12 protein-coding genes are annotated in these 14,340 nt (G+C 42.5%); 5 read left to right on the top strand and 7 right to left on the bottom strand.

Annotated features, from left to right (window positions below; genetic code table 11):
• Window positions 1-72 precede the first annotated feature (72 nt).
• The gene (locus AC07NA_RS23640; protein WP_494900284.1) at window positions 73-771 is read right to left on the bottom strand and encodes a hypothetical protein; all 699 of its coding nucleotides are present in this window, start codon (window positions 769-771) and stop codon (window positions 73-75) included.
• 598 nt (window positions 772-1,369) lie between these two features.
• Between AC07NA_RS23640 and AC07NA_RS23635 the strand changes: the two genes are divergently transcribed.
• Window positions 1,370-2,764, top strand: coding sequence for an arginine decarboxylase (locus AC07NA_RS23635; protein ID WP_345212974.1), 1,395 nt, complete (start codon window positions 1,370-1,372; stop codon window positions 2,762-2,764).
• Window positions 2,765-2,937: 173 nt separating this feature from the next.
• Here AC07NA_RS23635 and AC07NA_RS23630 read toward each other — a convergent pair whose 3' ends face one another.
• Entirely contained in the window at window positions 2,938-3,657 is a 720-nt protein-coding gene (locus AC07NA_RS23630) for an RluA family pseudouridine synthase (RefSeq protein ID WP_494900282.1), read from the bottom strand.
• 196 nt (window positions 3,658-3,853) lie between these two features.
• Here AC07NA_RS23630 and AC07NA_RS23625 point away from each other — a divergent pair, with 196 nt between their 5' ends.
• Window positions 3,854-4,330 carry a hypothetical protein gene (locus tag AC07NA_RS23625; RefSeq protein ID WP_494900280.1) on the top strand — a complete coding sequence of 159 codons (477 nt, stop codon included), beginning with the start codon at window positions 3,854-3,856 and terminating at the stop codon, window positions 4,328-4,330.
• A gap of 63 nt (window positions 4,331-4,393) precedes the next feature.
• Here the strand turns inward: AC07NA_RS23625 and AC07NA_RS23620 are convergent, their stop codons facing one another.
• The 3 genes from AC07NA_RS23620 to gatB all read right to left on the bottom strand — a co-directional run bounded on the left by AC07NA_RS23620 (window position 4,394) and on the right by gatB (window position 7,770).
• Window positions 4,394-5,083, bottom strand: coding sequence for a response regulator transcription factor (locus tag AC07NA_RS23620; protein ID WP_345212971.1), 690 nt, complete (start codon window positions 5,081-5,083; stop codon window positions 4,394-4,396).
• A gap of 93 nt (window positions 5,084-5,176) precedes the next feature.
• Window positions 5,177-6,301, bottom strand: a complete 1,125-nt coding sequence (locus AC07NA_RS23615; RefSeq protein WP_494900278.1) for a redoxin domain-containing protein — start codon at window positions 6,299-6,301, stop codon at window positions 5,177-5,179.
• On the bottom strand, window positions 6,298-7,770 hold the full coding sequence (gene gatB / locus AC07NA_RS23610; protein WP_494900276.1) for an Asp-tRNA(Asn)/Glu-tRNA(Gln) amidotransferase subunit GatB: 1,473 nt from the start codon (window positions 7,768-7,770) through the stop codon (window positions 6,298-6,300). The genes AC07NA_RS23615 and gatB overlap by 4 nt, the downstream gene beginning before the upstream one ends.
• A 141-nt stretch (window positions 7,771-7,911) precedes the next feature.
• Between gatB and AC07NA_RS23605 the strand changes: the two genes are divergently transcribed.
• A complete protein-coding gene (locus AC07NA_RS23605) occupies window positions 7,912-8,493 on the top strand; it encodes a hypothetical protein (protein ID WP_494900274.1) in 582 nt (193 codons plus the stop codon).
• A gap of 219 nt (window positions 8,494-8,712) precedes the next feature.
• Here the strand turns inward: AC07NA_RS23605 and AC07NA_RS23600 are convergent, their stop codons facing one another.
• On the bottom strand, window positions 8,713-8,835 hold the full coding sequence (locus tag AC07NA_RS23600; protein ID WP_494900272.1) for a hypothetical protein: 123 nt from the start codon (window positions 8,833-8,835) through the stop codon (window positions 8,713-8,715).
• Window positions 8,836-8,887: 52 nt separating this feature from the next.
• Window positions 8,888-11,605, bottom strand: a complete 2,718-nt coding sequence (gene alaS / locus AC07NA_RS23595) for an alanine--tRNA ligase (RefSeq protein ID WP_494900270.1) — start codon at window positions 11,603-11,605, stop codon at window positions 8,888-8,890.
• A gap of 211 nt (window positions 11,606-11,816) precedes the next feature.
• Here alaS and AC07NA_RS23590 point away from each other — a divergent pair, with 211 nt between their 5' ends.
• A complete protein-coding gene (locus AC07NA_RS23590) occupies window positions 11,817-12,152 on the top strand; it encodes a MerR family transcriptional regulator (RefSeq protein ID WP_345212966.1) in 336 nt (111 codons plus the stop codon).
• 52 nt (window positions 12,153-12,204) lie between these two features.
• The gene (locus AC07NA_RS23585; protein ID WP_494900268.1) at window positions 12,205-14,304 is read left to right on the top strand and encodes a ComEC/Rec2 family competence protein; all 2,100 of its coding nucleotides are present in this window, start codon (window positions 12,205-12,207) and stop codon (window positions 14,302-14,304) included.
• Window positions 14,305-14,340 lie beyond the last annotated feature (36 nt).

Below are 14,340 nucleotides of genomic sequence, written 5' to 3'. Positions count from 1 at the left end.
TAACAATAAATGCACTCTGTATTAATACAAAGCACATTTATTGTTTCTTTTACGCCAAAATAGTTTTGGTTATTATTCCGTATCAGTGTAAGCATCACCTCCAATAAATATCATCGTGTTGGTTGCTTTTGCCGGTCTACCCGAAGCACCGAACGCGAAGGACTTTTTAACGGTTTTGCCGTCGGTAAAGGTAAGTTCAATGGTGTTATCGTAAACTTTATAGGTTCCGGCGGCGCTTGTTTTATTCCAGGCCTTGGCAGCGGGTGTTGATACCCCGGTATTACTGCCTTCGGTGAAATGCGTAGCATCAACAAAGTTTATTTTTGCTATGGATAAGGCATTAAGTCCGTTGCCGTAATCACCGCCGCTTACCTTTTGATACCCCTTTTTCAGTTTGACGGCACCTGTATAAGGATAGGCCGGAAACCAGTTTCCGTTACCCAATTTATAATCGTGCTCCTGGCCTTTACTGTTGGTGAGGTAGTAGGTTTCGCCGCTTTTACGCCATTTACCCCAAACCTTGGGGGTTTTACTTTTTGATTCGGCTATGTTAAGCTGATCGATGGGTTCGTCGCTCACTTCATAAAAGTCGCCGTTTTTAAATAACACCACCGGTTCAAACCGTATAGCTGCCGGGTAGCCGCTAACGGCCCGGAAAAACCAACCCTCCACAGGAGGCGCTGCCGTTGAAGATGTTTTTACTCCGCTTTTAAAACTTGCAGTTACCAACAAAAGTGTAAAAGCAATAATGGTTGAATATGCTGCTTTCATGTTCATATTGAGATTGTTTCGTTTTGAAAATTAACGTATTATGAGTACCTGTTGTTTGTTAAGTTTTTGTTATTAGTGCTGATTGTAAATGTTGTATCCGCCGCGTTAGGGATTGCAGTGAAAAAACCACAGCGCGGGAAGGAATTGAGTATGAGGCAAGGCGAGGATTTGCAACGTAAAGCCCGACCCGACGAAGGAGGGAAACGCCCTTGTTTTAATTCAAAAGTTAAAAGTCAAAAATCAAAAACTATTACCTGTTCATCATCTTTTGTATGAGAAAAATCAGTTTCTCGGCCTTCGATTGGGAGATATTCTCTGTTTCTTTATCCACATACGTTTAAAGCTTCTTTAAAGTACACTTTCTGCGGTTTAAAAAACTTTGGGAGCAGAAAGTGTAACATTCGCAAATTATCCAACATAACATATTATATACAAGCATATTACAAACATTCATTTTCATATAACCGGCATCATAATCAAGCGATAAATCCGCTCAAAAACCGAGCACAAAACAAATTACATTTCAACTATAAAATTAGGCCTAATAAATAGCTGAAAAATCCGTTTGAATTTTACATTTTTGCCAAAATTTTATAACATGCAGAGTTACCAGGAATTTCTTGACCTAAGTGTAGGTTTCCCGCAGGATGGTTTTGAGATAATAGATGATGAATTATACTTTCATGATCTTAATTTGATGGAGATGATTGAAACGTATGGTACCCCCCTGCGTTTTACCTACCTGCCAATAATTTCGAAGAAAGTACAGCAGGCCAAGCTGTTATTTCAGCAGGCCATAATTAAAAACAACTACCGCGGTAGTTATAAATACTGTTATTGCACCAAAAGTTCGCACTTTAAACACATTGTTGAAGAGGCACTTAAGAACGAGATCCACCTGGAAACATCATCAGCTTTTGATATGCCGATGATTGATACACTGGAGAAAAAAGGTACTGTAACAAAAGATATCACCGTGATTTGCAACGGTTTTAAAACCTTCCAATACAAGCAATATATTGTGGATATGCTGCACGATGGTTTTACAAACATCATCCCGGTGCTGGATAACAAGGAAGAGTTTAACATTTACGATGACGAGATCGAGATGGATACGCCTTGTAACCTGGGTATCCGTATAGCGGCAGAAGAGCAGCCCGATTCACAGTTCTATACTTCGCGTTTAGGCGTACGTATGGAGGATGTGATCGACTTTTATCACAACAAAATTGAGAAGAACCCTAATTTCAGGGTAAAGCTGTTGCACTTCTTTATCAATTCGGGTATATCTGATACGCCATACTACTGGAACGAGCTGGAAAAATACGTTACCCTGTATTGCAAATTCAAAAAGGTAAACCCTGATCTGGATACTTTAGATATTGGCGGTGGTATGCCGTTTAAAGATTCATTGGTGTTCGATTTTGATTACGAGTACATGATCAACGAGATCGTTAGCCGTATTAAAGAGATTTGTGCTGAGCACGATACTATTGAACCGGATATCATTACCGAGTTTGGTAAATACACAGTGGCCGAAGCTTCGGGTATTTTATACAAGGTGATTGGCCGTAAACAACAGAACGACAGGGAAAAATGGCTGATGCTGGATGGTTCTTTCATTACCAACCTGCCTGATGTTTGGGCACTCAATCAAAAATACATCCTGCTGCCGGTGAACAACTGGGATTCGGAGTACGACCGTGTTAACCTTGGCGGTATCACCTGCGACGGACAAGATTATTACAACCAGGAAGCGCACATGAACAGTGTGTACATGCCTAAAACCCGTAAGGTGCAATATCTTGGCTTCTTTAACACAGGAGCTTACCAGGAAGTATTAAGCGGATACGGCGGTATACACCACTGCCTGCTGCCATCGCCCAAGCATGTAATTATCCGCCGCAACCGCGATGAAACATTCAACTTCGAAGTATTCGGCGAAGAACAAAACAGCAAACAAGTATTGAAAATACTTGGATACACTACTTAATTAGTGATTTGGTGAGTGGTGAATGAGTGATTTAGTCATTGGGGCATTAGTCACTTATTAAGCATAAAAAAGGAAAGAGCGAAAACCAATGGTTTTCGCTCTTTCCTTTTTATATCACTGATCAATCAATATCACTCAATCAATCATTAACTAAATCACTCAATCATTTTCCCTTACGCGTCAAACTTATCCAGCAGCTTTAATAGCGTTTCAAAATCTTTAGGGTATGGGGCATGGATGGTTACTTCTTCGCCGTTGAGCAGTTTAAAACTTACCTCGTAGGCATGTAACGCAAAGCGTTTCATGATGGGCAGTTCTTCCTGTTCTTTGCCTAAATGGTATTTACGTTTCAGTTTCGACAGAAAAACGGGCTGACCTTTGTACATCTCGTCTCCCGCTATGGAAGCCCTTTGCGTGGCCAAATGTATCCTGATCTGGTGCATACGGCCTGTTACCGGGCGGCACTCTACCAGCGTGTAGTGTTTATAGTATTTTAAGGAGTTGAACCAGGTTTCGGCACGTTTACCATCCTGCCTGCTGATGGTAACACTACTCTTACCTACGTTAAGTATAGGCAGATCGATAAACAGGTTCTCGAACACATGCGTGCCATCAATTACGGCATGGTATACTTTTTTAACCTGGCGCCTTTCAAACTGCATAGATACAGAGCGGTATGCTTCGGGGTTCTTGGCTATTATAAGGGCACCGGAGGTTTCCTTATCCAGACGGTGGCATATCTGCGCGTCGTCCGAATAATTCTTCGCCAGGCGCAGCATATTTATCTCTCCGCCTTCACGCTCATCTAACGAACTGATGAAAGGTGGCTTATTAACCACAATCAGGTCATCGTTCTCAAACAGTATCAGGTCGGCAAACTTTGGGATCTTCATATTTTATTATAGCCTGCAAAAATACGCTTTTAATTTTATACCGCACGCGGTTGCTTTAATCGGCTTTACTACCGCAAAATAAACCGTTGATAAGGCCAACTATTGTCACTATATCACCAATAAAACAAAAGCCCGACACCACTTGTTAAATATTTTATAATCAACAAATTAATCTATCAATTAAAGCATACATATCATGAGTACTAAATCAACTCAACCAGTTAACGACGAAAAGGGATTTTTCGAAAAGGTGAAAGAAACGATCAGTCATATTTGGGAAGGCACCAAAGATGAAGCCGCAGAACTATCAGACAAAGCCGGCGATAAAATAGAAGAACTGAAAGAAAAAGTTACGGCCAAGAAAGTAACCGTAGCCAAAAAGACTGCCGCTACCAAAACAGCAGCAAGCAAAAAAGTAGCTGATACCACCGCGAAGGCCAAGGCTACCGCCGCCGGTGTAAAAGCCAAAGCAGCCGACAAAGCCGAAGCCATAACCGAAAAAGCTAAAGCGACTACTGCCAAGGCTCAAAAAGAAGTGAAAGCCATAAAAGCCGATGCCACGACCAAAGCCAAAGCGGTAACCACAAAGGCTAAAGCAGAAACCAGCGTTGTTAAAAAAGCAGTAGCTGCAAAAGCCACAACAACCAAACGCAAGCCAGCAGCAAGCAAATAGCTATAAACAAAAAATGGATGGTAATTGATACCATCCATTTTTTTAATTTAATATTTTCACAGCTTAAGCGCCAAATTTGTAACCAACACCTTTTACGGTTGATACGCAATCGTCGCCAAGTTTTTCGCGTAGTTTGCGGATGTGTACATCAATAGTACGGTTAGTTACTACCACTGAATCTTCCCAGATGTTTTTCAGGATCACTTCGCGGGTATAAACCTTGCCCGGTTTTGAGGCCAGCAGGTATAATAATTCAAATTCTTTTTTAGCTAATACAATACGCTCGCCTGCTTTGTATACCAAATAAGCTTCGCGGTCGATAACCAGGTCGCCAATTTCCAGTTTGTTATCTACCACATCTTCAGATGGAGCATTACGGCGTAATATAGCATTGATGCGGCTTACCAGCGCGCGTGGTTTTATAGGTTTAGCTATATAATCATCAGCGCCTACGTTAAAACCGGCAATTTCTGAGTATTCTTCGCTGCGGGCAGTTAAAAACACCATAAAGGTATTTTTAAACTCGGGCATGGTGCGCATAATACGGCATGCTTCAATACCATCCATTTTAGGCATCATGATATCAAGAACTATCAGATCGGGCAATGAGCGTTTAGCTTCAGTTACCGCTTCCTGGCCATTGTGGGCCAAAAATACCTGGTAACCTTCTTTTTTTAAATTGTACTCAATCAGCTCCAATATATCCGGTTCGTCATCAACAATTAAAATCTTTTGTTTGGCAGTGTTACTCATCCGTTAAATTTTTGCATAAAAGTATACGCTTAATTGAAGTAAATAGTTAACCTAATATTAACAAATTGTTAAGTATCACGATATATTAACAATTTATTGAGGCTTATTAAACGTTTTTTTAAGAAAATCTTCAAGTAGCACCCCGGTTATATTCTTGGCAACGATAACTCCCTGTGGGTCAATTATAAAATTTGAAGGTATGGATTCTATTTGATAAAGACGCTCAACTGGTCCATCAAAATTACTCAGATCAGACGCGTGCGCCCATGTTAATTTATCTTTTGCTATGGCATCCTTCCAGGCAGGTACTTTCTGATCGAGCGATATACCCAATATATTAAAGCCTTTAGGGTGATAAATGGCGTATTGCTTAACCACGTTAGGGTTTTCCTGGCGACAAGGCAAACACCATGATGCCCAAAAATCAAGCATTACGTATTTACCCTTGTAATCGGCCAAATTAATGGGGTTGCCATCCATATCCTGTATGGTGAAATCGGGTGCTTTTTGCCCTACCGATACCGGCTTTACAATGGCCATCTGCTTAACAAACTTTTGCACGAACGGGTTATCCGTAAACTTATCTTTTATGGCATCGGCATAAGCTACCAACTGCTGCTCATTTTCGCGCGGATCAACCGAGGTTGACGCGTAGAATGCTGTAAAACTGTCCTTGTTTTTATTAATAAAATCAATCGTTTCTTTATTGTAATCTCTTAGGTTACTTTGAAAAACAGGTCTGTATACAGCTAAAAGTGAATCTTTATTGGCACCCTTCTGGCTTTTTTGCTCATACTCAAGCGCCAATTTAGAATTTTTGCCTCCCCAAAAACTGCTTATCCTGTTAAACTCAAGTAACTCTTTCGTCTCTGCGGAGCCTTTAATATTAACAGGGCCTTTACCGTTAGCAAATTCTATCGAAAAGGTAATATCATCACCATTTTTAGCTATCAGATCGTAAGATGTTTCGGCCAGGCGTATTTTATACAGGTTTTTATAAGGCGATGAAAATTTCAGTTCAAACTCGCCCTTTTCATCAAGTATGCCTGTATCAACAACAGTAAGCTGTGTACTATCCAAACGAAGTAAGTAAGCCGTTTTTATTGGTCCCGGATTGGCTAACTTACCTGCTATATGAAAACTATTTTCATCCTTTTGGCACGACGCAATAAATACTGCCAATATCGCGAAGGCGATATACTTTAAGCTGTTTCTCATTTTGAGGCTTCTAACTCTTTTACTAATAGCTGGTTGGTTTTCTGCGGATCGATCTTCCCTTTCGAGCGTTTCATGATCTCGCCCATGAACAAGCCTAAAACGCCTTTTTTGCCTTTATGGTATTCCTTTACCTTATCAGGGAATTTCGCTATCGCTTCGCGGATGAACTGGTCGAGTTCATCGGTATCGGCACTGATGAGCAAGTTAAGCTCTTTAGCCAATTCTTCGGCAGTTTTATCGGGCGCATGCAGCATAGCCGGGAACAACTTGTGCGAGGCTACCGTATTATTTACCAGGCCGTCGTCAATCAATTTAATCAACCCGGCAAGGTTAGCCGCCTTCAACCCGATGTCGCTGATATGTTTACCGCTTTCATTAAGGTGCGATTTTACCGGCCCCATCAATAAGTGAACCGCTGCTTTATAATTAGGTGTATTTTTTATCAGTTCTTCAAAATACATGGCCACCTCTTTATCGGCAGTAATTACCGAGGCATCATAATCTGAAAGGCCCAAAGTTTGGGTGTATTTTTCGTAAAGTTCGGCCGGTAAAACGGGCAGGCTTTCGCGGATGTTGTTTACGTAATCTACCGTTAAACGTATCGGTTGCAGATCGGGTTCCGGGAAATAGCGGTAATCGTTCGCCATTTCTTTGGAGCGTAATACCGATGTTTCGCCGGTATCGGCATTAAAATTAAGAGTATTTTGGTCGATATGGCCGCCTGCTTCTATCACTTCTACCTGGCGGGCAAACTCATGCTCAATGGCACGCTGTACGTTACGGATAGAGTTAAGGTTTTTCACCTCGCAGCGGTTGCCGTATCCTGTAGCGCCTTTTAAGCGGATGGAAATATTGGCATCGCAACGCATACTACCTTCCTCCATGTTGCCATCGCAAATATCGAGGTAACGCAATAAACGACGAATTTCGGTAAGGAACTGAACGGCCTGCTCGCTGCTGCGGATATCAGGGTTGGATACGATTTCTATCAGCGGTACTCCTGCCCTGTTCAGGTCTATCAGCGAATCGGTACTGTGGTTATCGTGCGAGCTTTTGCCTGCATCCTCTTCCATGTGGATGTGGTGCAGTGTAAGCGTTTTAGTGCTACCGTCGGCCAGTTTTACCTTTACCGAACCACCCAAACATATAGGTGCCTGATCTTGCGAGATTTGGTAACCTTTGGGCAGATCGGCATAAAAGTAATTTTTACGTGCGAAGCTATTATTAAGGTTGATATTACAATTACAGGCCAAACCCATTTTTACCGCGTACTCTACCGCCTTTTTATTGGTAAAAGGTAAAGTACCGGGGTGCCCTAATGATATGGCACTAATGTGGTGGTTTGGTTCAGCGCCAAAAGCTGCCGAATCGGGCGAAAAGATCTTGCTGTTGGTTGATAACTGCGCGTGCACCTCTAAACCAACCACCAATTCATATTTATCACCCTGTGCGCCTGTAAGAACTGTCATAGAAAATAGTATTCAGTTTTTGTTTACTGATTGTAAAGCCCCAAATATATAAAGTTAAACCTTTTTAGTAAAGCATTGTCAATTAAATAGGCACAAAGTTTGATTAATGCCCAACATATAAAACAGATACTTACAGATAACATGAAAAACCCTCTTAAAGGCCTGCTTGCAGCTACAGTTTTGCTTGCGGCCACTTACACCAGCACCAAAGCACAAGTTAGTTTAAACGTTAATATAGGCGCCTGGACACCGCCGCCCGCATACAGTACCGTTAACTATTATTACCTGCCCGAAGTGGAGAGCTATTATTATGCCCCAACACGTCAATACGTTTACTTAGATGGCGGCAACTGGGTATGGCGCAGATCGTTACCGGTGCGTTACAACACCTACAACATTAACAATGGTTATAAAGTAGCCGTTTACCGCGACAGGCCTTACCGTTATTTTAATAACGACCGCACCCGTTACGTAAAATATCGCGGCTACCGCGGCAACGGCATTGTAGTACGCGACAGGTATGTAAGCCGTCCACGGGTAATAAACAGAACGCATTATGTAGCCCGCCCAAGAGTGGTTAACAGAACACATTATGTATCACGTCCGCGAGTAGTAAACCATACACGTGTAGTTAACCGGGTACACGTGGTAAACCGCGGGCATGGTAACGGCCATGGCAATCACGGGAATCGTGGTGGGCATGGAGGACATGGAAGGCATTAATAGTTGAAAAATATAAACGCGTCATTGCGAGGCACGAAGCAATCTCTACTTAGATTAAGCTTGTGCTATAATCAACGTTAGCCTGCTCTTGGGCGCAGGGCCCCATTACTTTTGAGGGTAAAAGTAACAAAACCCTTGTCCAGCAATAGGCTTCTTTGCCGCACAAGGCCTCCCCTGCAAAACGTGCAGAACTTGGGGCTGGAACTTTTGCCCTGCCGCTCACTCCTCCCCCGCATGCAACAAGTTCACTATGCCCGCCTTTGCGCTCATGGCCTTAAAGTTCTGCCCGTTTTCGCCCGAAGCTGCTTGCTGACGGGAAACACGCATAAAAAAACGCGTCATTGCTTCGTAAAGGCAATGACGCGTTTTGGGTAGAATGGTGTAGATTTATAATCTACGCTACAAAACTCCTTGCTTTTTCAAGTGCCCTGTCTAATCCGGTGATATCTTTACCGCCTGCTGTGGCGTAGAATGGTTGGCCGCCGCCGCCCCCCTGGATCTCTTTGGCCAGTTCGCGGACGATGTTGCCTGCATTTAGGCCTTTCTCTTTGGCCAGTTCTTCGGTGATCATTACCGTGAGGTTTGGTTTGCCTTCAATATCGGCAGCCAACACCAGGAACAGGTTGGGTACAATGTCCTTCAGGTTATAAGCCAGGTTCTTTATAGCATCGGCATTTGGCAGCGCCACTTTTTGGGCGATGAAATTGATACCGTTAATGTTCTCTACTTTTTCGGCCAGTTCATTTTTTAAACCTGAGGATTTTTCGAGCACACTTTTTTCAAGCTCCTTTTTCAGTTTGGCATTTTCTTCGAGCAGGCTTTCGATGCTTTTTGAAAGATCCTTCGGATTTTTCAGCAGCTCTTTAATATCCGTTACCAATTTGGTTTGGGCGTTGATATAGTTTTCGGCAGCAATACCGGTAATGGCCTCAATACGGCGAACACCTGCCGCAACAGCGCTTTCAGAGATGATCTTGAAATAACCGATCTGCCCGGTTGCTTTTACGTGCGTACCACCGCAAAGCTCTTTGCTGAAGGTATCATCAAAAGTTATCACCCGTACAAAATCGCCATACTTTTCACCAAACAAAGCAGTAACACCGCTATTTATCGCCTGCTGATACGGTACGTTACGCTCTTCTTTCAGCGGAACATTCTCGCGTACCTTAGCATTTACAATTGCCTCTATTTGCGCCAATTCTTCATCGGTAACTTTACTGAAGTGCGAAAAATCGAACCTCAAATATTCAGCATTTACCAATGAACCTTTTTGGTTTACGTGGCTGCCTAATACCTGCTTTAAAGCGGCATGCAGCAAGTGCGTTGCCGAGTGGTTACTCTCGGTACTATGCCTGCGGGATGGCTCAACGATGGCGGTAAGCGCATCGAGAATATCCGTTGGCAATTTATCGGTAAAGTGAACGGTAAGGCCGTTCTCTTTTTTGGTGTCGGTTACATAAATGATCTCTCCGTTAGGAAAAACCAGTTCGCCCTTATCGCCCACCTGGCCACCGCTTTCGGCATAAAAAGGAGTTTTATCTAATACCAGCTGGTATTGATCTTTACCCTTGGCGGTTACCTTGCGGTATTTTACTACATGTGCAATGCTGTCGGTTTCATCGTAACCGGTGAATACTACAGCCTCTTCATCGCGGATCACCGTCCAGTCGCCGGTATCAATAGCGGTAGCTGCGCGGGAACGGGATTTTTGTTCTTGAAGCGCACTATTAAAAGAATCTATATCAACAGTAAAACCTTTCTCCCGGGCCATTAATTCTGTAAGGTCTATCGGAAATCCATAAGTATCTGAAAGCTCAAAAGCGAATTTGCCAGCCACTTTTTTATTATTTCTATCCGTAGCGTAATCCCATCTATCACTTAAAAACTCACTTAATTCATTAGAATAATCAGCAATTGATGCATCTCCATCTACTAAAAAATAATTCTCGAATCGACGTATTCCCACTGACAAGGTTCTTAAGAAAGAAACCTCTTCCTCCAAAATAACTTTCTGTACAAAATCTTTCTGGCTATACAATTCGGTAAATACATCCTTAAACTGTTCGGCCAATAAAGGCACCAATTGGTTAAAGAAAGGCTCTTTAAAGCCAAGGTATTGATACGAATAACGCACAGCCCTGCGTAAGATCCGGCGGATTACGTAGCCTGCTTTGTTGTTTGATGGCAATTGTCCGTCGGCTATAGCGAAGCTGATGGCACGGATATGGTCGGCCAATACACGCATGGCTACGGCTTCATTCCAATCGGTATCACCAGGTACTGACTTTGCATTATATTGTTTGCCCGATTTGTCGGCGATGAACTGGATCATCGGTTGAAAAACATCGGTATCGTAGTTGGAAGTTTTACCTTGCAGCACCCTCACCAAACGCTCGAAACCCATACCGGTATCCACGTGTTTAGCCGGCAGTTGCTGTAGCGATGTATCCTTCAAACGGTTAAACTGCATGAATACATTATTCCAAATTTCGATCACCTGGTCGTGATCGGCATTTACCAGCGTAGCGCCGCTTACTTCGGCACGCTCATTATCGGGACGGCTGTCAAAGTGAATTTCAGAGCATGGTCCGCATGGGCCGGTTTCGCCCATTTCCCAAAAGTTATCCTTTTTGTTGCCGGGCAGTATGTGCGCTTCGTCAACATAGGTTTTCCATAACTCGTAAGTTTCGGTATCTTTTTCCAAACCCTCTTTTGCGTCGCCCTCAAAATAAGTAACGTACAGACGGTCTTTAGGTAATTTATAAACTTCGGTAAGCAGTTCCCAGCTCCAGGCAATGGCATCCTTTTTAAAGTAATCGCCAAAGCTCCAGTTGCCCAACATCTCGAACATGGTATGGTGATAGGTATCGATACCCACTTCTTCCAGGTCGTTATGTTTGCCCGATACACGCAGGCAGCGCTGCGTATCTGCCACACGCGGACTTTTCGCAGGCGCTTCACCTAAAAATATTTCTTTAAACTGGTTCATCCCCGCGTTGGTAAACATCAGGGTTGGGTCGTTTTTAATAACAATAGGCGCAGAAGGCACAATAGTATGCCCCTTAGAAGCAAAAAAATCCAGGAAAGCCTGACGTATTTCGTTAGCAGTCATTAGTAAGTACTTTATTTGTAGAATGCAGTAAGGTGCAAAAATGTAAAATTTTGTATAATTTATACTCATAATTACACAATATGTTACACTACGATATATTGAGAAACCTTAACGGGATGATACTAAGTAATTATATACAGAGATTGATAAATAAATTCGAAATTGAAAATCCGAAATCCGAAATTGAAAATTATCTTTTACCTTTGCAGGTATGCCTTACAAAGAACGTGAAATAAACAAGATGTACTACACCATGGGTGAGGTATCGGCCATGTTTGATGTAAATCAATCGTTAATAAGATTTTACGAGAAAGAATTTGATGTTCTGCAACCTAAAAAGAACAAAAAAGGCAACCGTTACTTTACCCCCGAAGACCTTGAAAACCTGAAGGTGATCTTTCACCTGATACGTGATAAAGGTTATACGCTTAACGGCGCAAAAGAGCATCTCAAAAATAACATGGGCGATACCAAAGATAACCAGCGTGTGATAGATGCTTTGGATAACCTGAAAAAATTCCTGCTCGAAGTGCGCGATCAGCTCTAATTCCGGAGGCTAAAACATATCTTTATCGGCAACCAAACCAGGGCTAATAGATATGATTGCCGGTCATAAAGGCGAAATTCCGTTTATAATTTTACTGATCCCCTACCTGCTGGGTATCGCCTTTGGCATTGGCTGTTTATCAGCCACGCCGGTATGGTTGTTTGGGATTGTATTCTTATTACTTTCGGCTATATTCATTATTCTTAATTTAGGTTATAAAAAGCTGGGCATTTATAAAATGCGCTGGCTGGGCGGTGTGCTGATCTTGCTTACCCTCACATCGGCAGGCATTTTTAACGCTATCCGCAGCAAACAGGTTAATGATCCACTTCACTTTTCTAAGTATACCGGCAGTAGCATCATTGTAAAGATAAACAGTGAACCTGTATTAAAAAACGATCTCTACAAATTCACCGCCACCGTCATACAAAGTATAAACGGCCATAAGCGAAAAAACACCGTAGGGCAATTGCTGATCTCGATTAAAGACACCACCGCAAGCAGCTTATATTACGGCGATATATTGCTGATACCCGCGAAATATAACGAGGTTGACCCGCCATTTAACCCGGCGGAGTTCAACTACAAAAAGTACCTGGCCAATAAGAACATCTATCACCAGGCTTATCTGTACCCCGGCCAGTATAGGGTGCTTGATGTAGATAAAGGCAATCCTATCATCAGTTACGCCTCGCGTTTAAGGCAGCAACTGGTACAAAAACTAAAAGCCAACATTCATAATCCGGATGCGGCGGCCGTAGCATCTACGCTCATACTCGGTTACAAAGCCGATTTAAGTAACGATATTTTGCAGGCCTATTCAAAAACGGGTACCATTCATGTACTCTCTGTCTCGGGTGCGCACGTGGGTTTGGTGTATTTAGTTTTGGGGTTCCTGTTATCGTTTTTAGATAGATATAAACATGGGCGTTTGATACGCGCATGTATCATCATCGCACTGGTGTGGTACTATGCTTTACTCACCGGGTTTTCGCCGCCAGTGTGCAGGGCAGCGGTAATGCTGTCTCTCATTGTGGCGGGTAAAACTTATAGCAGGTATATCAATACGCTCAACTTGCTGGGTTTTTCGGCTTTCGCGCTTTTACTGTCCGATCCTTTTTTAATTACCGATGTAGGCTTTCAACTCTCCTACCTTGCCGTTGCCGGTTTAATTGTGCTGCAACCTGTTATTTATAAATGGATACCCGTAAAAAATAAATGGCTGGATAAGTTGTGGCTGTTATGCTCGGTATCCATAGCCGCGCAGGTGATCACCTTTCCGCTAAGCGCTTATTATTTCCATCAAATACCGGTTTACTTTTTATTCAGCAACCTGTTCATCCTCATACCTTCGGCGGCCATTATGTATACCGGGATTGCCTGCCTGTTACTGCCCGAGCATTGGCTGATCAGCAAGTGGCTGGCTTACATCACCGAGCAATTAATACTACTGATGAACCGCGTGCTGGCTTTTGTAGAGCATGCACCTTTTGCCGGCATCAGCAAAGTGTGGCTTACCACTGCCGAATATTTGTTGCTGTATGCCATCATTATCACAGGCTTTTATTTCATCTACAATAAAAACAGCAAGCTGTTAAAAACCGGCATTGGTTTGCTTCTGTTGTTTTGCATCAGTATCAGCTATAAAAAATACCGTGCTTACAGCAGCAGTGATGTGGCTTTTTTTAATCTGCGTAAGCATACTGGCATCGTGTTAAGGCAGGGAAGCAAGGCCGTAGTAATTACCGATATACCGGCCGATGATAAAGGCTATCAATATTCGGTACAGCCTTATTTGGATAGCAGCAAGGTAACCACTATAACATTGGCAAATATCGATAGCAATGTAAAAACAAGCTTAGTTTACAAAAACGGTGGATTGCTAAGATTTCGATCATTGACTATTTTAATACTCACATCTGCTGCTAACCGCTTGCCTGCAAGCGATATAAATATCCATTACGTTTACGTCAGCGGTAATCCTGAAATTGACATTGCTTCTTTATTACATAACAATAGCTGCAAAATGCTTATTATAGCGGCCGATAACGGGAAAAAACTAATAAATGAATTGGTAAACGCGGCACGAGCGCATCATGTAAAATATTATCTGCTCAAGCGTAACAAATCATTTATAGCCCCATCTAATTGAAAAATATAATTGCTATACAAGTATAAAAAACCTACA

The organism is Mucilaginibacter sp. GW821-FHT07G05 (genome assembly GCF_059418565.1).
Note: the sequence above shows the minus strand (reverse complement) of the source record. Positions and strands in the feature narration are given on the sequence as shown.

Coding starts and splice junctions, on each gene's coding strand:
- AC07NA_RS23615 (WP_494900278.1), bottom strand. CDS start 6,301: ATGAGAAACAGCTTAAAGTATATCGCCTTCGCGATATTGGCAGTATTT.
- AC07NA_RS23590 (WP_345212966.1), top strand. CDS start 11,817: ATGCCTTACAAAGAACGTGAAATAAACAAGATGTACTACACCATGGGT.
- alaS (WP_494900270.1), bottom strand. CDS start 11,605: ATGACTGCTAACGAAATACGTCAGGCTTTCCTGGATTTTTTTGCTTCT.
- AC07NA_RS23620 (WP_345212971.1), bottom strand. CDS start 5,083: ATGAGTAACACTGCCAAACAAAAGATTTTAATTGTTGATGACGAACCG.
- AC07NA_RS23635 (WP_345212974.1), top strand. CDS start 1,370: ATGCAGAGTTACCAGGAATTTCTTGACCTAAGTGTAGGTTTCCCGCAG.
- gatB (WP_494900276.1), bottom strand. CDS start 7,770: ATGACAGTTCTTACAGGCGCACAGGGTGATAAATATGAATTGGTGGTT.
- AC07NA_RS23630 (WP_494900282.1), bottom strand. CDS start 3,657: ATGAAGATCCCAAAGTTTGCCGACCTGATACTGTTTGAGAACGATGAC.
- AC07NA_RS23625 (WP_494900280.1), top strand. CDS start 3,854: ATGAGTACTAAATCAACTCAACCAGTTAACGACGAAAAGGGATTTTTC.
- AC07NA_RS23585 (WP_494900268.1), top strand. CDS start 12,205: ATGATTGCCGGTCATAAAGGCGAAATTCCGTTTATAATTTTACTGATC.
- AC07NA_RS23605 (WP_494900274.1), top strand. CDS start 7,912: ATGAAAAACCCTCTTAAAGGCCTGCTTGCAGCTACAGTTTTGCTTGCG.
- AC07NA_RS23640 (WP_494900284.1), bottom strand. CDS start 771: ATGAAAGCAGCATATTCAACCATTATTGCTTTTACACTTTTGTTGGTA.
- AC07NA_RS23600 (WP_494900272.1), bottom strand. CDS start 8,835: ATGACGCGTTTTTTTATGCGTGTTTCCCGTCAGCAAGCAGCTTCGGGC.